The sequence below is a fragment of the Microbacterium sp. P2_F9 genome, assembly GCF_056403635.1.
The window spans coordinates 1-21,597 of record NZ_JBFUFC010000005.1; the positions used below are offsets into that span (position 1 = coordinate 1).

The 21,597-nt window shown below is 68.6% G+C and carries 19 protein-coding genes and 1 pseudogene; 12 read left to right on the forward strand and 8 right to left on the reverse strand.

Features of this window, described 5'->3' with window-relative positions:
- A partial coding sequence (locus tag AC1DVT_RS01045; RefSeq protein WP_477385771.1) for a mannitol dehydrogenase family protein occupies positions 1-850 on the reverse strand: 850 nt, incomplete at its 3' end.
- Complete coding sequence (gene uxaC, locus AC1DVT_RS01050) at positions 847-2,244, reverse strand: glucuronate isomerase (RefSeq protein WP_477385773.1); 1,398 nt, start codon at positions 2,242-2,244, stop codon at positions 847-849. The genes uxaC and AC1DVT_RS01045, both read right to left, overlap by 4 nt.
- 129 nt (positions 2,245-2,373) lie before the next feature.
- Here uxaC and AC1DVT_RS01055 point away from each other — a divergent pair, with 129 nt between their 5' ends.
- From AC1DVT_RS01055 to AC1DVT_RS01075, 5 genes are all read left to right on the forward strand, one after another.
- Positions 2,374-3,396, forward strand: coding sequence for a LacI family DNA-binding transcriptional regulator (locus tag AC1DVT_RS01055; protein ID WP_477385775.1), 1,023 nt, complete (start codon positions 2,374-2,376; stop codon positions 3,394-3,396).
- Positions 3,397-3,704: 308 nt separating this feature from the next.
- Complete coding sequence (locus AC1DVT_RS01060; RefSeq protein ID WP_457101930.1) at positions 3,705-4,811, forward strand: ABC transporter substrate-binding protein; 1,107 nt, start codon at positions 3,705-3,707, stop codon at positions 4,809-4,811.
- Between the two features lie 92 nt (positions 4,812-4,903).
- Positions 4,904-5,776, forward strand: a complete 873-nt coding sequence (locus tag AC1DVT_RS01065) for a carbohydrate ABC transporter permease (RefSeq protein ID WP_477385777.1) — start codon at positions 4,904-4,906, stop codon at positions 5,774-5,776.
- Positions 5,773-6,672, forward strand: a complete 900-nt coding sequence (locus tag AC1DVT_RS01070; protein WP_457101922.1) for a carbohydrate ABC transporter permease — start codon at positions 5,773-5,775, stop codon at positions 6,670-6,672. The genes AC1DVT_RS01065 and AC1DVT_RS01070 overlap by 4 nt, the downstream gene beginning before the upstream one ends.
- Positions 6,673-6,736: 64 nt before the next feature.
- Positions 6,737-7,279, forward strand: a complete 543-nt coding sequence (locus AC1DVT_RS01075) for an alpha/beta fold hydrolase (RefSeq protein ID WP_477385779.1) — start codon at positions 6,737-6,739, stop codon at positions 7,277-7,279.
- 51 nt (positions 7,280-7,330) lie between these two features.
- Here the strand turns inward: AC1DVT_RS01075 and AC1DVT_RS01080 are convergent, their stop codons facing one another.
- The 3 genes from AC1DVT_RS01080 to hisD (AC1DVT_RS01090) are packed head-to-tail and all read right to left on the reverse strand — an operon-like array spanning position 7,331 to position 10,157.
- Entirely contained in the window at positions 7,331-8,077 is a 747-nt protein-coding gene (locus AC1DVT_RS01080; RefSeq protein WP_477385781.1) for an HpcH/HpaI aldolase family protein, read from the reverse strand.
- Positions 8,074-8,832, reverse strand: coding sequence for an SDR family NAD(P)-dependent oxidoreductase (locus tag AC1DVT_RS01085; protein ID WP_477385783.1), 759 nt, complete (start codon positions 8,830-8,832; stop codon positions 8,074-8,076). Before AC1DVT_RS01085 ends, AC1DVT_RS01080 begins: the two co-directional genes overlap by 4 nt.
- Positions 8,829-10,157, reverse strand: coding sequence for a histidinol dehydrogenase (gene hisD / locus AC1DVT_RS01090; protein WP_477385785.1), 1,329 nt, complete (start codon positions 10,155-10,157; stop codon positions 8,829-8,831). The genes AC1DVT_RS01085 and hisD (AC1DVT_RS01090) overlap by 4 nt, the downstream gene beginning before the upstream one ends.
- A 122-nt stretch (positions 10,158-10,279) precedes the next feature.
- On the opposite strand from hisD (AC1DVT_RS01090), the gene AC1DVT_RS01095 reads away from it, so the two are divergent.
- The 4 genes from AC1DVT_RS01095 to AC1DVT_RS01110 all read left to right on the forward strand — a co-directional run bounded on the left by AC1DVT_RS01095 (position 10,280) and on the right by AC1DVT_RS01110 (position 14,417).
- Positions 10,280-11,281: a LacI family DNA-binding transcriptional regulator gene (locus tag AC1DVT_RS01095; protein WP_457101917.1), complete on the forward strand. Its 1,002-nt coding sequence runs from the start codon at positions 10,280-10,282 to the stop codon at positions 11,279-11,281.
- Positions 11,282-11,400: 119 nt separating this feature from the next.
- Complete coding sequence (locus AC1DVT_RS01100) at positions 11,401-12,381, forward strand: nuclear transport factor 2 family protein (RefSeq protein WP_457101916.1); 981 nt, start codon at positions 11,401-11,403, stop codon at positions 12,379-12,381.
- A 28-nt stretch (positions 12,382-12,409) separates the two neighbouring features.
- Complete coding sequence (locus tag AC1DVT_RS01105) at positions 12,410-13,561, forward strand: hypothetical protein (protein WP_477385788.1); 1,152 nt, start codon at positions 12,410-12,412, stop codon at positions 13,559-13,561.
- Between the two features lie 22 nt (positions 13,562-13,583).
- Positions 13,584-14,417, forward strand: a complete 834-nt coding sequence (locus AC1DVT_RS01110; RefSeq protein WP_477385790.1) for a nitrilase-related carbon-nitrogen hydrolase — start codon at positions 13,584-13,586, stop codon at positions 14,415-14,417.
- Positions 14,418-14,448: 31 nt separating this feature from the next.
- On the opposite strand, the gene AC1DVT_RS01115 is transcribed toward AC1DVT_RS01110, so the two are convergent.
- Positions 14,449-15,375: a LysR family transcriptional regulator gene (locus AC1DVT_RS01115; protein ID WP_477385792.1), complete on the reverse strand. Its 927-nt coding sequence runs from the start codon at positions 15,373-15,375 to the stop codon at positions 14,449-14,451.
- Positions 15,376-15,454: 79 nt separating this feature from the next.
- Here AC1DVT_RS01115 and hisD (AC1DVT_RS01120) point away from each other — a divergent pair.
- A pseudogene (gene hisD / locus AC1DVT_RS01120) lies at positions 15,455-16,744 on the forward strand (histidinol dehydrogenase); the annotation flags it as partial.
- A gap of 103 nt (positions 16,745-16,847) precedes the next feature.
- Here the strand turns inward: hisD (AC1DVT_RS01120) and AC1DVT_RS01125 are convergent.
- A complete protein-coding gene (locus AC1DVT_RS01125) occupies positions 16,848-17,996 on the reverse strand; it encodes an NAD(P)/FAD-dependent oxidoreductase (protein ID WP_457101911.1) in 1,149 nt (382 codons plus the stop codon).
- A gap of 26 nt (positions 17,997-18,022) precedes the next feature.
- Positions 18,023-19,438: an FGGY family carbohydrate kinase gene (locus AC1DVT_RS01130; protein WP_477385794.1), complete on the reverse strand. Its 1,416-nt coding sequence runs from the start codon at positions 19,436-19,438 to the stop codon at positions 18,023-18,025.
- A 141-nt stretch (positions 19,439-19,579) separates the two neighbouring features.
- On the opposite strand from AC1DVT_RS01130, the gene AC1DVT_RS01135 reads away from it, so the two are divergent.
- A complete protein-coding gene (locus AC1DVT_RS01135; RefSeq protein ID WP_477385796.1) occupies positions 19,580-20,560 on the forward strand; it encodes an ester cyclase in 981 nt (326 codons plus the stop codon).
- Between the two features lie 122 nt (positions 20,561-20,682).
- Positions 20,683-21,591, forward strand: coding sequence for an ornithine cyclodeaminase family protein (locus AC1DVT_RS01140; RefSeq protein ID WP_477385798.1), 909 nt, complete (start codon positions 20,683-20,685; stop codon positions 21,589-21,591).
- Positions 21,592-21,597: the final 6 nt, after the last annotated feature.

A 21,597-nucleotide genomic window follows, 5' to 3' on the forward strand; every position in this document is an offset into this window, starting at 1 on the left:
CCCACGGTTCGATGTCGTCCACGAACCGCGCGCCCGACGCCTCCCAGTCCGGTCGGCCGGAGGGGAACTCGCCACTCAGCACCCAGTCCGAGAAGGGTTCGGTGACGACGGGGGCTTCGTCGATCCATCCGGTCGCCGCACGCAGGGCCACCCGGTCGGCATCGGTCATCCGCGGGGTGATGCGATCGACGGATGTCGAGACCAGGCGCACCCCGTGGGCCAGCCAGGCGGCGACCGCGGGTGCCGCGCGCTCGGCGAACTCCCGGAGCGCGGCCCCGAACACACGGCCGTTGTCGGGGATGTTGTCGCACGGGACGATCGCGAGCGGGGGCGCGCCGGCACGGCGACGACTGTCGAGCGCCAGCGTGATGCGGCCGAGCGCGGTCGCCGGGGCTGCGTCCGCGCCGCGGCGCAGCAGTTCGATGTCGTCGCGCACGTCCGGGTCGTCGATGTCGAGCCGCCCGTCGCGATCGAGCCGATAGCCCGCCTCGGTGATGGTGAGCGTGAGGATGACCACGTCCGGATCCGCGAGGGCCGCGACGAACGCGGCGACGTCGTCGCCCGTCGCCACCCGCACGATGCTCGGCACGACCTCTGCATGGTCGCCGTCCGCGCTGCGTTGGATGAGCGCGTAGAGGCCGTCCTGTGGTGTGAGCCGCTCGACGAGTTCGGCGGAGCGGCCGGTGAACGCGGCGATGCCCCAGTCCGCGGCATCCGTCGCCCGCGCGGTGTACCAGGCCTGATGGGCGCGGTGGAAGGCGCCGAGGCCGAGGTGCACGATCCGCACGGGTGGCACCGGGGCGCCGGGGGTGGCGGCTTCGCGGGTGAGGCGGATGGGCGTCTCGATCACAGCTTGAACGCCTTCCGCGGGATCGCGTCGACGAGATCGTCGGCGATGCGCTCGGCGACCGGCATCGCGATGCGGCCCTCGGCGACGTAGCGGGCGAGGAACGCGGCATCCACTCGTCTCGCGGTGTCGTGGCGCGCGGGGATCGACGCGAAGGCGCGCGTGTCGTCGATGAACCCGGCGCCGCGGTAGAAGCCGGCCGTCTCCGTGACGGCCGACCGGAATCGGGTGATCGCGTCCGGGGCGTCGAGGAACCACCACGGTGCGCCGATGAACAGGCTCGGGTAGAACCCGGCGAGCGGGGCGATCTCGCGCGAGTAGTTGGTCTCGTCGACCGTGAACAGGACGACGTGCAGGCCCGGTTCGAGTCCGTACTTCTCCAGGAGGGGACGGATGCCGTGGGTGAATCCCGTCGGGACCGGGATGTCGTGCCCGGTGTCGGGGCCGAGCCTCTCCAACGTCGTGGTGCTGTGATTGCGCAGCACTCCGGGGTGGATCGTCATGACGAGTCCGTCGTCGACGCTCATCCGCGCCATCTGGAGGAGCATGTGCCCGCGGAACAGACGCCGCTGCGCGGTGTCCGCCGTCCCGGCCAGTACCTGCTGGAACAGCCGAGCGGCATCCGCGGCCTCGAGGTCGGCGGTGAACAGCTCCTGCACACCGTGGTCCGTGGACAYGGCGCCGTGCGCGACGAAGTGCGCGCGGCGCGCCTCGAGCGCGGCGAGGTACCCGGCGAACGTGGTGGGCTGGCCGGTCGCGGCGAGGAGCGCGGGGACGCGGTCGGCGAACTGCGCCGCATCGGGGTCGAGGTACTGGTCCGGGCGGAATGTCGGAAGGATGCGCGTCTTCACCCCGGAACCACGCAGAGCGGCATGGTGCGCGAGATCGTCCAGCGGATCGTCGGTGGTCGCGAGCACGTCGATCCGGAATCGCTCGAGAAGCGCTCGCGGCCGGAAGCCCGGGAGCGCGAGCTGGCGCCCGATCTCGTCGTAGATCGCGTCCGCGGTGTCCGGGCGGAACGGATCGTCGATGCGGAACACCGACGAGAGCGCTTCTTCGATCCAATAGCCCGACGCTGTGCCGGCGAACAGGTGCCAATGGTCGGCGACTGTGCGCCAGATCTCACGTGGTCCGGCCGCGGCATGGCCGAGCCCGACCGCAGCGGCGGGGACGCCTGCGGCGTGCAGCAGGCGGGTGACGTAGTGGTCCTTCGTCACCAGCAGCTCGGCCGCGTCGGAGAACGGGAGATTCGCGTCGAGCATCGCGGCAGCCACGTGTCCATGGGGCGAGATGATCGGCGCCGCCGCGACGCGGTCATAGAGGTCGCGTGCGATCGACCTCGTCCCCGCGTCGACGGGGAAGAGTCGATCGGGATCGCGCCGGTGCGAAAGAGGCATACTCACCCATCGTCGAATTCCGTGAAACCTGCCTGAGTACATTCCCACGGGAATCGTCCTTTGTCAACCGATTGCCAAATACGGCAAGATGAAGTGTGTCAGCATGGAGCCTGACCAGGAGGAGGTTCTGTGGAGCCGGAATCGCACGTCGAACACGAATATGGCAACCGGAAGCCGGTTGTCACCATCTACGACGTCGCACGTCACGCCGGGGTGAGCCCGTCGACCGTTTCGCGGGCGTTGAACAAGCCTGGCCGGATCAACAGGAACACCGAGAAGCGCATCCAGGAGGCGGCATCCGAGCTCGGCTACCGCCTCAACCCGATGGCGCGCGCGCTGCACACGGGGCGCACCGGAACGCTCGCACTGATGGTTTCGGATATCACGAACCCGGTGTACTTCGAGTTGATCCGTGGCGCGGAGCGGGTCGCGGCGGGCGAGGGCTCCACCCTGGTCCTTGCCGAGTCCCAGGAATCGCCGGAACTCGAGCGCGCATCGGTCGAGCGGCTCCAGCCGGCGGTGGATGGCGTGGTCCTCGTTGGCTCCAGACTCTCCGATGAGGACATCCGGGACCTCTCTCGCGTCAAGCCCCTCATTCTCGTCAATCGCACCGTGGACGGCATTCCGGCCGTCGTCCCCGACATCGAGCCAGGGGTGACGGAACTCCTCGACCACCTCCAGGCCCTGGGTCATCGCTCGATCGGCTATCTGTCGGGGCCGACCGCCTCATGGATCAACGAGCTTCGCTGGACCACCCTCTTCGACCGCGCCGTCGAGCGTGGCCTGTCGATCGTCGAGCTCGGCCCTTCGGTGCCCACCCGCGAGGGCGGCGCAGCGATCCTCCCCCGGGTGCGAGCTGCCGCCGTGACGGCGGTGGTCGCTTACAACGACCTGATCGCGATGGGCCTGCTGCGGGCATGTCGGGATGCCGGCATCCGCGTCCCGGAAGACCTCAGCATCGTCGGATTCGACGACATCTTCGGCGCCGACCTGACCTCCCCCGCGCTCACGACGGTCCGCAGCCCCATGCGCGAGCTCGGCGAGGGAGCGGTCCGGAGACTCCTCGCGGAGATCGCCGGTCAGCCCGCAGACAACGGTCTGAAGCTGACCACCGAGCTGATCGTGCGGGAGTCCACCGCCCCGATGAGCTGAATCCGCTGCATTCCAACATACGTATACATGTTTGGGTCACAGCTTCACAATCATTCCGCAATTTAGGCTTCCCTTACCGCCATGCATACGTATACGGTGTGGCCATGTCAACTACCCAGAAGCGCGTCATCGCTCTCATTGCCGTCGGGGCCGTCGCCGTCCTCGCCCTCACTGGCTGCGGCGCCGGTTCCCGCACCGGCAACGCCAACGCCACCAAGGTCGAATGCGACTATGAGGCTCCCGACACCGCAACCACCGTCAACGTCCTCGCCTACAACTCCTCCGCGATCGACCCCTTCACCGACACCATGGTGAAGAGCTGCACGAAGGATCCCGTCACCGTCAAGCACGACCCGATCGACTTCGGCGGCCAGGTCACCAAGACCACCGCCACGCTCGCGGGCGATACCGGCACCTACGACATCCTCGAGACCTACGGCTTCGTGATCCCGGGCTTCGCGACCGACGAGAAGCTCGTTCCGCTGGACGACCTCTACGCCAAGTACTCCGACGAGTACGGCCTCGACGCGATCAGCGAGTCGATGCGCAAGGGCATGTCCTACGACGGACACCTCTACGCGATCCCCATGCAGGCCCAGATGTTCGTCATGGCCTACCGAGCAGACATCTTCAAGGACCTCGGCCTCGACGTGCCGACGACCTTCCCCGAGATGATCAAGGCGGCGGAAGCGATCAAGGCAGCGGGGCTCATGGACTACCCGATCGCCCTGCCGTGGCTCGCGACGGCAGACGTGTCGACCAGTTTCGAAGGGACGATGAACTCGCTCGGTGCCGATTTCGCCACCGCAGACGGCGAGGTCACGCTCGACACCCCCGAGGCGAAGGAGGCGCTCGAGGCGATGCAGTCCCTGCAGCCCTACATGGACCCGCAGGTCACCACCTTCGACCAGCCGAAGGTGCAGCARCAGATGTACAACGGCACGGCCGCGATGTCGATCATGTTCTCGGGCCGGATGAACGACCTCACGCTCGACACCAACAGCAAGCTGGCCAAGGACTTCGCCTTCGCCGCCCCGCCGAAGGCCAGCGACGACGCGAAGTACGTCTACGACCGCCTCTCGATCGACGGCTGGTCGATCCCGTTCAACACGAAGCTCGACCACGACATGCTCTTCGAGATGATGGCATCGGCCGTCAGTGAAGACGCCTCGAAGGCCTCTGTCCCGGCCGCCTACCCGGCACGCGAAGGCATGGTCACCGACAAGAACTCGCCGTACGGCGAGGCGGCGAACGCATCCATCGCCGGCGCCATGCCTCCGGTCATCTCGCCGATCATCGCCGACATCACCAACGCGATCCGGCCCATCCTGGTGGAGGTCCTGTCCGGGAACATCTCGGTTGAGGACGGCCTGGCTCAGATGCAGGCCGCCGGCGAGGCCGTCGCCGCGGGCTGACGCCGGCTGACGACAGTCCAACTGATCCGACGATCCATCACGGTGGCCTGGACCCCGGTCCAGGCCACCGTGCGGCGAAGGGAATTGAACCTATGAAGGCACGCGAATTCTGGCTGCTGTTCGCACCCAGTTTCCTGGTGATGAGCGGACTGCTGGTCATCCCACTCATCCGCACCATCCAGTGGAGCTTCGAAACCGTCCACTACGGCACCCCCGGCACGTTCGTCGGACTCGACAACTTCGTCCATGCGCTCACCGACGTGCGCTTCGGCAAGGCGGCCCTGTTCACCATCACAGTGACGGTCATCACCACCGCGATCCTGCTCGTGCTGGGCTACATCGTCGCCACGGGCATGAACCGCCTCACCCTGACGCGCCCGGTGGTGCTCGGCATCCTGCTCACCTCGTACGTGCTGCCGAACCTGGTGGGCGCGGTGGCGTTCTCCTGGCTCGTCGACGACAACTTCGGCGGCATCCTCAATCGCTTCATCGGACTGCTGGGCGGCTCGCAGGTGCTCTGGTTCACCGAGCAGGTGCCGAACGCGATCCTCATCATCGCCAACACCACCTGGCACATGCTGCCCTTCGCGATGCTCATCATCCTCGCCGGGCTGCAGGGCGTGCCGGCGGAGYTGCGCGAAGCCGCGATCATCGACGGCGCGAGCCCGCTGCAGACGCACCTGCACGTGATCATCCCGACGATCCGCGGCGTGCTCGGCTTCGTCACCCTGATCTCGATCATGGATGTGCTGCGAATGTTCGACAATCTGATCCCGCTGTCGCCCCAGGCGGCGAACATCGGGAACGAGTCGATCATGCTCTACGTCTACTCCGTCGCATTCGCCGATGGTGCCCAGCAGCTGGGGCTCGGCAGCGCGATCAACGYGCTGACGATCATCCTCATCCTCGTCATGCTCATCCCCTTCATGCGAGGGATCTTCAAGGAAGCGAAGGCCGCACGATGACCCTCAGCGTCGAGGCACTGTCCACGCGTGCCATCACCACCGGAGACATCGAAGGAAAGCACCGCCAGCGGAAGGATCGCAAGCGCAAGCCGGTCATCACCGGCATCCTGCTCGGCATCCTCTGCGTGCTCTGGCTGACCCCGTTCATCTGGATGACCCTGTCGGTCACCAAGCCGACCGACATCGCGTTCGCGAACCCGCCGGTGTACTGGGACTACCAGCCCACCCTGAAGGCGTTCGTGGACCTGTGGGAGACGACGTACTTCTCCGAATACCTCGTCAACACGCTGACCGTCGCGACGATCTCGACAGTCCTCGCCCTCATCATCGGCATCCCTGCGGCGTATGCGCTCTCACGGTTCCCGAGCTACGTGTCGGCGATCCTGCTGGTGCTCGCGCTCATCTTCCGCGCGCTTCCGCGCTTCGCCGTCGTGCTGCCGATGTACGACATCAGCCGGGCGCTCGGCATCTACGACACGACGTTCGCGCTCGCGCTCGCACTGGTCGCGATCAACCAGCCCTTCACGATCTGGCTGCTGCGGAACTTCTTCGCCGAGATCCCGCGCGAGCTCGACGAGGCGGCGATGATCGACGGCTGCACCAGGATCGGGATGCTGCGCCGGGTGATGATCCCCCTCATGGGACCAGGCATCCTGACCGCCGGCATCTTCGTCTTCCTGTTCGCCTTCCAGGAGTACCTGACGGCCCTGGTGCTGACCGACACCTCATCGAAGACTGTTCCGGTGTTCATCGCGACGCAGCTCGGGCAGACCCTGCCGATGCTGCAGCAGGCCGGGGCGGCCTCGATCCTGCTGACGATCCCGGTGATCCTGATCGCGTTCATCGCGCAGAAGTATCTGGTGGCGGGGCTGAGCGACGGTGCGGTCAAGGGCTGACGCGCTGCCGCTCGTCCTCCTCCCAGGGATGAACTGCACGGCCGATCTCTGGACAGGCTGCGGGGTGGACGACGCGCTCACGCCGGTGCTCGGCGGACTCTCGCTCGGGGCGATCGTCGCGATGGCGCTGGTGGCCCGCGCTCCCGAGCGGGTGGCGCGGCTCTGCCTCGCGTCGACGAACGCCAAGGCGCCCACATCAGTGCAGCAGGAATCCTGGCGGACTTGGATCCGCCGAATAGACGCCGGCGAGAGCGCGCGAAGTCTGCAGACCGAGATCCTCGGTGCGCTGCTCTCGCCGGTCGCCGTACGCGACCGGCCCGACCTCGTCGAGCGGACGCTCGCGATGGCGGACGAGACCGGCCCGGCGACGCTGCGCGCGCAGCTGCAGATGCAATGCACCCGCGTGGATCTCCGGCCCGCGCTGGGCTCCGTGGCCACACCCACGCTTCTCGTGTCCGGCGCCCAGGACGCGCTGTGCCCACCCGAGTTCCACGTGGAGATCGCCGCCGAGCTGCCCCACGCGCGCGTGGTGACGATCGACGGCGGCCACCTGCTGCCCCTCGAGCAGCCCGAGACCTTCGGGGAACTCCTGCGGGGATGCCGCTGACCAGAAGAGGCGGGGACTCGCCCTCCCGGCAGTCCCCGCCTCTGGATCGGGTCAGTCGCGCGGAGCCACCAGCACCTTGAGGTGCTCCATGAGCGAAGATGCCAGGTTGTAGACGACAAGCTGAGCACCGTCATCGAATGCCGCTGCGGCGGCGGCGGCAGTGCCCACGATGTCCATGCGGAGCTTTTCCCCCGCGGCGATCGCCGCGTTGACCCGCCGGCTCGCCTCCGGCACTGACAGATCACACCTGCCGGATGCGGCGGCCAGGTCGGCCGGGCCGATCATGATGCCGTCGAGACCGGGCGTGGCGACGATCTCGCGGGCGCGGGCGACCCCCGTGGGCGACTCGATCATGCCCAGCACCAGGGTGTTCGCGAGGAACCAGTCGCGGTGGGCCGCGGGATCCGTCTGTCCGAATCGCCCTGCCCGGCTGTAGGTGGCGAATCCGCGGGTGCCGATCGGCGGGTAGTGCGCGGCCGCGACCAGCGCACGGGCGTCGGCGGCGGAGTCGAGATGGGGAGCCAGGATGCCCTGCGCGCCCTGGTCGAGCGCCCGCAGGATCATCCCCGAGTCGTTCTCGCCGACCCGGACCACGACAGGGACGCCGTGGACCGCGGCGACGGCGAGGTGCTGACGGAGCGCGACGATGTCGGCCGGGCCGTGCTCGCAGTCCACCAGTACGAAGTCGAATCCGGCGATCGCCGCCATCTCGACGAGCTCCTCCCCCGGCATCCGCAGCAGCACGCCGATGAGGCGTTCCCCCGCTTCGGCGCGTGCGCGCAGCGATACGGCGGTCATGCGATCATCCCCGCGGAGAGGTCGATGTCGGCGCCGCAGAGCCCGGGCATGTCGAGCATGGCGACGACGGCCCGGCCGACCTCGTCCTCGGTGACCATGCGCCCGAGCGCCGCGCGCGAGACGAAGACGGCCTCGGCGTCGGCGATGGAGCTGCCGGAGCGCTCTGCCTCGAGGCGGAAGTTGCGCGCCATGCGCGGCCCTTCCACTGGACCAGGAGACAGGGTGTTCACACTGACCCCAGCCGGCCCGACCTCGAACGCGAGCGTCGACGTCAGGCCGATGACGGCCATCTTGGACGCGCAGTACGGGGTGCGGTGAGCGAGGGGTCGCTTGCCCGACACCGAGGCGATGTTGATCACGTCACCGGCGCCCCGCTCGGTCATCCCTGGCAGGAACGCCTTGCAGAGCAGGAACGTGCCGCGCACGTTGACGTCGAACACGGCATCCCAATCCTCGACCGAGATGTCGGTGAGCGCGGCCACCGGCCCCGGGACGCCGGCGTTGTTGACCAGGATCGACACCTCGGTGTCGGCCAACCTGGATCGGAGACCGTCCACCGACGCCGGGTCGCTCACGTCGCACGCGAGCGACCGCGCGCGGGCGCCGAGGCGCTCCACGACGGCGTCGAGCTTCGCCTGATCCCGTCCGACGACCACGACGTCGGCCCCGGCGGCATGCAGCGCCGAGGCGATCGCCGCCCCGAGTCCGCTGCCGCCTCCCGTGACGACAGCGGTCCGGCCGGCCAGGTCGGTCATCGGGCGCCGGCTCCCGCGGCGAGGCTCTCCTCGATCCAGGGGAAGGTGCGGCCGCCGTGACGCCACGCGCGGGCGTCTCCCGAGCGGGCGTGGCCCTCGAACAGCTCGACGCGCGCGGCGCGGCCGCAGACGTCGCCGAGCAGGGCCGACGATGAGGTGTCGACGATCTGCTGGTAGGTCACCGTCCGCAGGTACTTGCCGACCCACAGGCCGCCGGTGTAGCGCGCCGCGCCCAGGGTCGGAAGGACGTGGTTGGTGCCGATCACCTTGTCGCCGTAGGAGACGCAGGTGTTCTCGCCGAGGAAGAGGGCACCGTAGTCGTGCATCTTCTCGAGAGCGGCGCGCGGCTCCTTCGTGAAGATCTGCACGTGCTCGAACGCGAACGAGTCGGCGAGCGCGTACGCCTCGTCGATGTCGTCGACGACGATCACCTGGCCCCAGTCGCGCCACGCCGGCTCGGCGTAGTCCTTGGTGGGCAGGCCGGGCAGCAGCTGCTCGATGTGCGCGATCACCTGCTCGCCCAGCTCACGCGAGGTGGTGATGAGGACCGCCGGCGACTCCGGACCGTGCTCGGCCTGGGACAGCAGGTCGACCGCGGTCAGGAACGGGTCGGCCTCGTCGTCGGCGACGATGAGGATCTCGGTGGGGCCGGCGAAGAGGTCGATCCCGACCTCGCCGAAGAGCTGACGCTTGGCCTCGGCCACGTAAGCGTTGCCCGGGCCGGCGATGAGGTTGACCGGATCGATGGTCTCGGTGCCGACCGCCATGGCGGTGACCGCCTGAACACCGCCGAGGACATAGATCTCGTCCGCACCCGCGAGCTTCATGGCGGCGACGGTCGCCGCGGGGATCTCGCCGCGGATCGGGGGCGTGCACGCCACGACGCGCGGCACGCCGGCGACCTTGGCAGTGATGATCGTCATGTGCGCCGAGGCGGTCAGCGGGTACTTGCCGCCGGGGATGTAGGCGCCGGCCGCCTGAACGGGCACGTGCTTCTGGCCGAGGAACACGCCGGGCAGCGTCTCGATCTCGATGTCGACGAGCGAGTCCCGCTGCGCCTGGGCGAACCGGCGCACCTGCTCCTGCACGAACACGATGTCGTCGATGACCTGCTGGTCGAGGGTCGCCATGATCTCCGCGATGCGGGCGTCATCGAGCCGGAACGCCTCGGGGCTCCACTTGTCGAACTGCTCCGAGTACTTCCGTACTGCCGCGTCGCCGTTCCCGCGGATGTCGTCGATGATCGCGTTCACGCGCTGAGCCACATCGCTCTGGGCACTGTCGGTGAACGATTTCGACGGCGCGCTCTTCAAGTACAGGGGCATTCGGTGCTTCCTCTCGGCACATCAGTTGTGCATACGTATGTTGCCATTATGCTTCCGTATGCACGGAAGGTCAAGGGTCCGCTAGACTCGGGCGACTTGGCCGCATGCGCAAGGGGGTGGGCATGGCCGTCACGAGCAAGGACGTCGCACGCCTGGCAGGGGTGTCGCAGCCGACCGTCTCGCGCGCGCTGCGGGATGATCCCCGCGTCTCGGACGCGACCAAGCGGAGCGTGCGCGACGCCGCCGATCTGCTCGGCTACGTTCCGAGCGATGCCGGGCGCGCGCTGTCCTCGGGCCGCACCCACCGGGTCGGGCTGCTGGTGACCGATCTGGAGAACCAGTTCTACGCGCAGATCATCGCGCCCGTCCACCTCGAACTGGAGCGCCTGGGCTACCAGCTCATGCTGCACACCGAGACCGCCGACAATGAGACGGTCGCCGAACGACTGATCGCGAACGGTCTCGACGGAGTCATCCTGGCCACGACGACCGTCGACTCGGTCGCGCCACTGCGGCTGCGCGACCGCGGCCTGCCGTTCGTCTACTTCAATCGCACCGCCTCGTTCGTCGACGCGGACGCCACCATCGTCGCACCGGCKGCGGGGTTCGGCGCGGCCGCGGCGCGCGCCGTCGACCTGGGACATCGGCGGATCGGCGCCATTCTCGGGCCGAGCAACACGAGCACCGCCCAGTCCCGCGAGATCGCCCTCCGAGCGGCGCTCGCAGAGCACGGCCTCACCCTGGACCCGCAGTACGTGCGCCGGGGTCCGTTCGACACGCTCTCGGGCGACGAAGCGACGACATCGCTCCTCGCCCTGCCCGCCCCGCCGACCCTGATCTTCTGCGGAAACGACGTGGTGGCCTACGGCGCGCTGAACGCGGCACGCCGGGCCGATGTCTCCGTCCCCGGCGATGTCTCGATCATCGGCTTCGACGACCTGCCGGCCGCGTCGTGGCCCATCATCGAGCTGACGACGATCGCCTACGACTTCGCCGAGATGGCGCGCAAGGCCGCCCGTCTCATCACGCGCCGCATCAAGCACGCGGACGCCCCGATCTCGCACGTCGAGTTCGAAACCACCTTCATCGAGCGCAAGACGCTCGCCGCCGCACCGCAGGTCTGATCCCGCCGCCGGCGCGTTCGGCATCCTTGCGTTTTGCTTGTGCATACGCATACACTGCGAAGACGACCTCAATTCAGGGGCATCGCACAGCACGTGCGGCAAACAGAAGGAGCACAAGGGTGTCTCTCGATCCGGTGGCTTTCCAGCCATACGCCGACCCCGACGATTTCATCCGCGAGGTCACCGACCTCATCTGGGTGGATCGCTCGATCAGCTACATCCGCGAGAACTACGAGCCGGACTCGATCGTCCACGGCGCGTACGGGACTTCCACGAGCCGCGATGAGGTCATCGAGGGAACGCTCATGCGCATCTCGGCGACGCCGGACCGCACCGGGCAGGCCGAAGACGTCATCTGGGAGGCCCGTGGCGACGACGCCTTCCTCAGCTCGCACCTCGTCCTGTCCGGCCACCTCCAGACCTCGGAGTACAGCCGTACCATCGCGAACTGCCTCTACCGTCGCGGCCGCATGGTCGAGGAATGGGTGGTCCGCGACTCGCTCGCCGGCGCGCTGACGCGCGGCGACGACCTCGACGAGCTGGCGCGCGCGCAGGCTTTCCGGGGGTACACCGGGTCGTGGACCGAGGCGGCGCCGACCGATCCGATCGCGCTCGGCGACTCCGGCGCTCGCCCCGACCTGCACCGCTCCGAGGTCGAGACGGTGCTCGACATGATCCAGATGGTCTGGAATGAGCGTGACCTCCAGAAGGTCGAGACCTTCTTCCAGCGCGACCTGGTGCTGCTCACCGTCGGCAACCGGCTCGTCATCCGCCCCGAGGGCTACCGTCGCGCGCTGCTGCGCTTCCTCGAGTCGTTCCCGGCCGGGCAGTTCGAGATCCGCGACATCCAGACCAATTACGACATCCGCTACGCCGGCCTGCGCGTGGCAGTCACCTGGAAGTTCGTCGGCGCGTACAACGGCAAGCCCAACTACGGGCCCCTCACCGGCAAGCCGGTGGACGTGCTCGGCATCTCCCAGTTCACGTTCCACAAGGGCGCGCTCGTCAAAGAAGTGCGCCTCTGGGACGACATCGCCCTGCGGGCGCAGATCGCCGGCGTGCGCGGCGATGAGCCCGTGGGCCCCACAAACATCTACTGACCATCGACAAAGACAAGGAATCAGAGCAATGAGCACCGACGTGATCGTCGATCAGACCGAAGTCCAGCGCCGCACGATCCGCAAGACCGATTGGGCGCCCCACAAGGCCGCCTTCATCGACTGCCGCACGCCCGGCTCCGACCAGAAGGAGAACTACGCCTTCATCGGCGGCGGCGTCTCGCAGAACGCCGGCCAGGTGATCAACCTCACCGAGCCGCACGGGTTCAACACGGGGGCCGCCGGAATGCCCAAGGGCATCTCGAACAACCTCCACCTGCACTTCACCGCGGAGGTCTTCGTCAACCTCGGCGGCGTGTTCCGCCTCCGCTGGGGCATCGACGGCAAGCAGGGCGAGTACGTCAGCACCGACGGCGACATCATCTCGATCCCCACGTGGATCTTCCGCGGCTTCACCAACGAAGGCCCGGACGACGGCATCCTGTGGACGACGCTCGGCCGTGACGTCACCGGCGGCATCATCTGGGGCCCCTCGGTGCTGAAGGAGGCCGAGTCTTACGGCCTGCACCTCACCGCCGACAACCAGCTCATCGACACGGTCGCCGGAGACGTGCTCCCCGAGGGCGTCGCACTGATCAAGCCGATCCAGCAGAAGTACGTCGACGAGCTCACCGTCTATTCCGTCGAGGAGCTGCGCGGGCGCGTCATCCAGCCGGGCGACCGCGTGTACAGCCGCAACGCGCTGCTGTGCGCGACCCTGCCCGGTGGGGCCGCGGAGCTCAGCCTTGCGATCGGGTACGGCATGAGCGAGGACCGCCGCCAGGTGCCCCGCATCCACGAGCCGCACTCGTTCAACATGGCCTGGGTGCGGGCCGCAGCGGACGAGGGACTGCTGCGCCACCGCCACGACAAGGCGCAGGTGCTGCTGGTCAAGTCAGGGCGCTGGGCGATCACGCTGAACGGCGACCCGGCCACCACCGTCGAGATCGGCCCCTCCGACTCGTTCTCGGTTCCCGAGGGCGCCTGGCGGGAATTCCGCTGCGTCGAGGCCGACGATTCCGGTGCCGGTGAGCTGCTCGTCGTGAACGCCGGCGACGACCGGGTCTACCTGGAATGGGCCCCTGAGGTCGTCGACGCCGCCCGCGCCGCCGACTGGATGATCGACCCCAACGGCTACCTCGCGCCCGTCGGCGTGATGATCACGGCCACTGAAGACGACTGATCCGCAACCCACACGCCCACGCATGACCAGGTCACAGCGCGCTCCCCATCGCGGGACCCGGTCACTGCGTCTCGCCGCGACCTCTCCAGAGGTCATCCTCGGCGACGTCGACGGCAACCTGCAGCGCATTCGGGTTGCGCTGCAGGCTGCCGTCGCGCGTGGCGCACAGCTCATCGTGCTGCCGGAGCTCGCCACGAGCGGCTACGTGTTCGCCGACCGGGAGGAAGCGGCCGAGGCATCCATCACCCGCGGGCATCCCGGCTGGGCGGACCTCTCGTCGACCCTGCCGGCCGGGGTCGTCGCCGTCATCGGCTACGCCGAACGCGACGGCAGCCAGGTCTTCAATTCCGCTGCCATCCTCACCGGGGAGCGGCGGATCGGCGACTATCGCAAGGCGCACCTCTGGGGCGCGGAAGCGGCGCTTTTCGAACGGGGACCGAGCGCGGGCGCCCTGTTCGACACCCCGATCGGCCGACTCGCCGTGGCCATCTGCTACGACAACGAGTTCCCGGAGGTCCCCCGTCGCCTCGCGCTCGCCGGCGCGGAGGTCCTCGCCCTGCCGGTCAACTGGCCCCTCATCGCCAGACCGGACGGCGAGCATCCGCCCGAGACGATCCAGGCCATGGCCGCGGCACGGTCTTCACGGCTCGCGACGGTCATCGCCGATCGGTCGGGCGCCGAGCGAGGCGTGGCCTGGACAGGAGGCACCGCCGTCATCGACGAAGACGGCTGGGTCGCCGCGCGGCCCGATGAGAGCGGCTCGGCCATCGCCACGCTCACGCTGCGCTCCCCCGGCGACAAGTCGCTGCCGCCGCACAACGACCTGTTCGGCGATCGGCGACCGGAGCTGTATTGAAGGGACGGATGCCGCGGCATCCGTCACCTCCTCACTCCGCGCGCGACCGCCCGGCGTGCTCGGCGACCTTCGCCAGCAGGGTGCGTTCGGCCAGGTCCGCCAGGCGCCGCGTCGCCGGCGACAGGTAGGCGCCCTCGCGCTGGACGAGCGCGATCGTGTCGTAGAGCGGCTCCGCGAAGGGCGTGACGTCGATCCCGGGTGGGAACGACGGCGACTCCGCAATCGTGCGCGACACGATCGTGTCGGCCGCCCCCGTGGCGACCAGGCTCAGCGCCGTCTCGACGTGCTCGACCTCGATGGCCGGGTCGATGGTCAGGCCCTCGAGACGAGCTCGCTCGAGCAGCTGCCGGCGGGTCGGGTCGCTCCATCCCGCGTACGCGTCGTAGAGCACGAGCTTGGCCCGGGCGACTTCGTGGATGCTCAGGGGCCCCTCACTCGGCGAGCGGTGGGTCGATGCGTACAGCACCTCGTCGCGGAACAGCGGCTTGATCTGCAGACCCGACTCCTCGACGGGTAGGACGAGCAGCCCTGCCTCGATCTCACCGGAGGCGATCGACTCCGCGACGAGCGCGGAGTTCAGGCCGACGAGCCGCACCTTCACCTTCGGATGGCGGCGGTGGAACCGCTGCACGAGGTCGGACAGGTCGTAGTACGCCGCATTGCGGAGCACTCCGAACGTGCAGGTGCCCCCTTCGAGCGAGTGGATCGCAGCGACGGTCTCGATGCCATTGGCGATCGCACTCACCGCCAGTTCGGCGTGCTCACGCAGGGCGAGAGCAGAGTCGGTCGGCGTGAGCCGCCGGGGTCCGCGGGTGAACAGCCGCACCCCCAGTTCGTTCTCCAGGCGCGCGACCAGTTCGGAGACCGAGGCCTGGGTCGCGTCGAGTTCGACAGCGGCCGCGGTGAACGATCCGAACTGCATCGCGGCGAGGAATGCCTTGAGTTGCGTGATGGTCACGAGCCAATGGTAAACCCTTTGCTTCGTATCGTATCTACTGGGCTTGTGCGATATCAGAGCGCCTGCCTAGCCTGTGGGTATGCGCTACAGCCCCGCCCTCCTGCAGAGCCTCGAAGGCTCCTTCCGTCACCTCAAGACCCCGCTGATCGACGCCCCTGCGGCGCAGCGCGACCCCGCCGTCATCCAGACGGTGTCGGCCATGCTCTCCGATATCCAGCACCGCGGCCTCGATGCCGTGCTCGACTACGCTCGCAAGCTCGACAACTACCAGGGCGGCGACATCGAGCTCAGCGCGGAGCAGATCGCGACGAGCGGCGACCGCCTGCCCGCCGACCTCCGTGCGGCGATCGAGCTCGGCTCGGCGCGCACGAAGGCCTTCGCCGCCGAGCAGCGCGCGCACCTCACCGACTTCGAGACCGAACTCGTCCCCGGCCTCATCACCGGAGCCCGCTACATCCCGGTGTCGCGGGTCGGGGCCTACCTCCCGGCGGGCCGCTTCCCGCTGACCGCCAGCGCCTTCATGACCGTCGGCGTCGCCAAGGCCGCCGGCGTTCCCACCGTCATCGCGTGCACGCCGCCGCAGCCGCACGGGGGCGCGAACGACGCCGTCGTCTACGCCGCCCACCTGTCCGGCGTCGACCGCGTCTTCGTCCTCGGCGGCGTGCAGGCGCTCGCTGCGATGGCGTACGGCCTGCTCGGCGAACTCCCCATCGACATGCTCGTCGGCGCCGGCAACGCGTTCGTCGCCGAGGCGAAGCGGCAGCTCTTCGGCGCCGTCGCGATCGATCTGCTCGCCGGCCCCTCCGAGGTCGCGGTGATCTCTGACGAGACCGCAGACCCCGAGATCGTCGCCGCCGACCTGCTGGGTCAGGCCGAGCACGGTCCCAACTCCCCCGCCGCCCTCGTCACGACCTCGGCCGAGCACGGCCGCGCCGTCATCGAAGCGGTCGAGCGTCAGCTCGGCGAGCTGTCCACCGAGCCGATCGCCGGGCCTGCGTGGCGCGACTACGGCTCTGTCACCGTCGCGAAGGACCGCGAGACCGCGGTCGCGCTGATGGATGACCTCGCACCCGAGCACCTCGAAGTGCTGACCTCGGATGACGCGTGGTACCACGACAACCTGCGCAACTACGGATCGATCTTCATCGGACCGTGGAGCACGGTGGCCTACTCCGACAAAGGCATGGCGGGAACGAACCACGTGCTGCCGACCGCCGGCGGAGCCAAGCACAGCGCGGGGCTCTCGGTCTCTCGGTTCCTGAAGCCGCTCACCTATCAGCGCATCGCACGAGAGGCCACGCCCGCGCTCGCGAACGCCGTGCAGGTCATCTCCGACTCCGAGGGCATGGCCGCGCACAGCGCGACCGCCACGATGCGCCTCGCGACCTACCAAGGCGACCAGCCCGCGGCGTAWGGAGTCGGGCGGACGGCGTCAGCCGTCCGCCCGATCGCCGTCTCGAGCGGCGCGACGTTCACACCGCCGCGACGCGCCGCCGGTGCGCGGTGCGCTGCCACCAAGGGCGATCCGACGCCACGACCTCCACCGGCGTGGCCGGCCGAAGGTCTCCTACCTCGACGCCTGCTTCCCGGAGCAGCCCGGTCACATGATCGGCGATTCCGAGGCACGCAGACAGACCCGTGGACCGGATCGCCGCGACGTTGATGAAGCGCTCGTCCACGGGTGACGGTCCGATGATGTAGTTCGCGTCGCGACCCGCCGGCCGCAGGCCGGCATAGGTGCCGATCGGCTCGAGCCCCGCGAGCGCCGGAAGCTGCGCGAGCGCCTTGTCGAGCACCTCGCGGTGCGCGTCCGGCCGCACGCTCCAGTCCTCCTTGTCGAACTGGTCGTGTGCGGTGGGACCGCAGACGACGCGACCATCGAGGGTCGGAAAGACCAGGACGCCCTTGGTGCGCTTGGTGGGGACCGGAAGGATGATCTCCTCGAGCGTCCGGCCTTTCGGCAGGGCGAACACGAAGAACTCCCCTTTGCGCGGGTAGATCTCGAAGCTGTCGTCGCCGATGAGGCGTGCGACCTCGTCCGCGTGGAGACCGGCCGCGTTGACGACGAACGGCGCGGTCACGGTGCGGCCGTCGTCGGTGCGCACGATGAGGTTCTCTCCCGCAGCATCGATCGCGGTGACGCGCGCCTTGCGGAGGATGCCGGCGCCCGCCGCAAGGGCGGATCGACCGAGTGCCAGGGTGAAGGCCACCGGGTCGGTGACCGACTCTCCGGGGACCAGCAGCGCACCGTCGCTGGATCGGATCGCCGCCGTCACGCCGTTGCGGGCGGCGTTCTCGGCCAGTCCGCGGATGACGTCGTGGTCCTCGTCGCGATGCGGGACGAGGACGGCGCCGACGTGCAGCACCGGTACGCGGAGAGCTGCCATCACCGCCGGGCGGAGCTGAGCCGAGCGAAGGATCAGTGCGGTCTCCAGGTCACCCGGCGTCGAGTCGAAGCCGGTGTGCAGCACCCCCGAATTCGTGCCGCTGGCCTGATAGGCGAGGTCGGCCTCGGCCTCGACGAGCACAGAATCGACACCGCGATGCGTGAGGGCGTGCAGGATGGCGGTGCCGACGATCCCACCGCCGACGATCGCGACAGTAGCCGTGTGGTGATTCATGGTGTTCTCCAGGACGAGGCGTGGGATCAGAGGCTGGATTCGGCGAGGGCACGCCACGTCCCGCGGAAGTCCGCGGCTCGTTCCGCAGCCCAGCGGGGCGTGTAGACCTTCGCGGGCGTCCACGCGATCACGGAATCCTCAAGGGCGCGGCCGGGCTCGTAGGCGATCCGCGCGAGCGCGACGGCACCGAGGGGGGTCGCGTGCGCGGACGGATAGACGTCGACTTCGATCTGCATGAGGTCTGCGACCGCCTGCATGAGCACGCGGCTGCGGGTGAGGCCGCCATCCACGCGCAGGCGCGTGAGCGGCTGCCCGATGTCGCCCGCGACCAGCTCACCGAGCTCCGCCACCTGGGCGGCGATCCCCTCGAGCACGGCACGGACGATGTGGCCGACACCGGTCGAGAGGCTCATGCCGGACAGGGCCGCCCGGGCATCCGGACGCCACCAGGGGGCGCCGAGGCCGGCGAGCGCGGKAACACTGAACACGCCGGCGGAGTCCGGCTCCGAGACCCGGTCGAGGTCGGCGGCGTGGGCGATGAAGCCCAGGTTCTCCATCCACCGGATCGCCGACGCCGCGGTGTAGACCTGGCCGTCGAGACAGTAGGTGGGGCGACCGCCGACGCTCCAGGCGACCGATGCCGCGAGGCCCGAGCTCGATCGCTGGGCGCCCGTGCCGCTGTTCGCGACCAGGAACGCCCCCGTGCCGAACGTGCATTTCCCCTCACCGGGAACAAGACCCGACTGGGCGAGAAGCGCCGCCTGCTGATCGACGATGAGGCCGCCGACCGGGATGTCACGACCGAACATGCGCGTCGACCCGGCTACCGCATCGGAGGGCAGGATGGCGGGCAGTCGTTCATCGCCCAGGCCGAACAGTGCGAGCAGCTCGGCATCCCACTCCGTCGAGTCGAGCCCGGTCACGAGGGACCTGCTCGCCGTCGACACATCCGTGACGAACTCGCCGGTCAACTGGTGCAGCAGCCACGCGTCCGAGGTGGTGACGACCCCTTCGGCGGTGAGGTTCCTTCGGATCCAGGCCTGCTTCGGCGCCGAGAAGTAGGGGTCGAGCACCAGGCCGGTGCGGTCCGCGATCTCGTCGCGGTGCTCGGCGAGCTCGCGGCACACGCTCTCCGCGCGACGGTCCTGCCAGACGATCATCTGGGTCAGCGGTGCACCCGTCGCGGGGTCCCAAGCGAGCACCGTCTCGCCCTGATTCGCCAGGGTGACGATGTCGACGTCCACGCCTGCCTGGGCGATGGCGGCGCGTCCCGACGCAAGGACGCTCTCGAGGATGAGCCGGGGATCGTGCTCGACGGCGCCACCTGCGGAATAGGCCGGCCGCACCGGCAGCTCAGCGAGCCCGAGCACCGTCCCGTCGGGCGCGACGACGACCGCCTTCGTCCCCGACGTGCCCTGGTCGATCGCGAGGACGGTGGTCACGCTGCTCATCCTACATACGTATGCGCAGTGGTGCTCCTGTGTGTCTTCTTAGGTTGTCGCCTGAACTGCATACGCATACCATCGGACGAAACGACGATCCGGCGTACGGCGAATGCGACGCCGACATGAAGGAGCAAGAGAGTGACCCTCGACCCCGTTGCCTATCGCCCGTTCGCGGATCCCGACGACTTCATCCGCGAAGTCACCGATCTCATCTGGGTCGATCGCGCCATCTCGTTCATCCGCGAGAACTACGAGCCGGATTCGATCGTGCACGGCGGGTACGGCACGCTCACATCCCGAGACGAAGTCCTCGAGGGCACGCTGATGCGGATCTCTACGGGACCCGACTTCACCGCCCAGGCCGAGGACGTCATCTGGGAGGCGCGCGGCGACGACGCCTTCCTGAGCTCGCACCTGGTGCTCGTCAGCGACCTGCACAGCGCCGAGCACAGCCGTACGATCGCCAACTGCCTGTACCGGCGGGGGCGCATGGTCGAGGAATGGGTGGTCCGCGACACCCTCGCCGACGCACTGCACCACGGAAGGGATCAGGACGAGCTCGCGCGGGTGCAGGCCTTCCGCGGGTACGGCGCGACGTGGACGGACACCGCCCCGGTCGATCCGATCGCGGCGGGCGATTCCGGACCGCGCCCCGACGAGCACCGCACCGAGGTCGAGACGGTTATCGACATGATCCAGACGGTCTGGAACGGCCGGGACCTGCAGAAGGTGGAGAAGTACTTCCACCGCGATCTCGTCCTCCAGACGGTCGGCAACCGCACCGTCATCCGCCCCGAAGGCTACCGGCGTGCGCTGCTGCGCCTCCTGGAGTCCTTCCCCGGCGGGCAGTTCGAGATCCGCGATATTCAGGCGAACCACGACGTCCGCTATGCGGGCACCCGCGTCGCCGTGCTGTGGAAGTTCACCGGCGACTACACCGGCGTGCCGAACTACGGCCCGAGGACCGGGAAGCCGATCGATCTGCTCGGTGTCTCCCAGTTCACCCTGCACCAGGGCGCACTGGTGAAGGAGGTGCGCCTGTGGGACGACATCGCCCTGCGCGCGCAGATCGCCGGAATGCGCGGCGACGAGCCGGTCGGGCCGCACAACATCTATTGAGTGTCGAACGGGAGGTGGTCGCGGTGGGCGACACCTATCTCCAACCGCAGTTCGCGCCTGTGAAAGCGCACGTCGCGCCGCGCTGGATTTCTGCGGATCAGATTCGGGACGCGCTTCCCGCAGTGGAAGCTGTCGACGCGCTGCATGGCGCACTTCGCGGTGGCCTGCGACCGGAGGCTGATCCACTCCGCATTGCCCTGAAGGCCGCGAGTGCCGAACTTCTGGTCATGCCCTCGCATGATGACGGGTGGTTCGGGACGAAGCTGGTGACCGTCGCGCCGGAGACCGCCGGCGCAGCCGTCCCGCGCATTCAGGGAGTGTACGTGCTCTTCGACGGTGCGACCGCGGCGCCTGCGGCCATCCTCGAAGCGACAGGGCTGACCGGCATCCGCACCGCAGCGGTGTCGATGCTGGCGACGCGGGGGCGCGTCGCGCAGTTCGAGGCCCCGGTGCGGGTGGTCGTGTTCGGGGCGGGCGTTCAGGGGATGTCGCATCTCGAGGCGCTTCGAGCAGAGCTTGCAACGAGGAGCATCCGCCTGGATGCCACAATCGTTGCGCGTTCGCCTAGAAGACTCCCACCGGGGTGGCAGGGCGCCCGCCAGGTGCCCGTCGCCGATACGGCAGCAGTGAATGACGCCTTGGCTCACGCGAACATGGTGATCTGCGCCACGCCTGTGTCGATCCCCCTGTTCTCTGGCGACTTGGTGAGAGACGACGCGATTGTCGTCGCAGTCGGTTCGCATCATGCAGAGAAGCGCGAGCTCGACGCAGCCCTTCTCGGAAGATCCACGGTCGTCGTGGAGGATGTGGGCGTGGCGCTCCAGGAGGCCGGAGACGTCGTGATGGCCATCGCGGAGGGCGCCATCGCAGCCGAATCACTCGTCTCGCTCACTGACCTCGTGAATGGGAATGCTCCGATTCCCGCCTCCCGACCGATGGTCTTCAAGTCGGTCGGCATGGCATGGGAGGACCTGGTGCTCGCGCGCGAAGCATTCCGGCGCATCACGCAGCAGGCGCCGCAGGGTCAGTAGCCGACC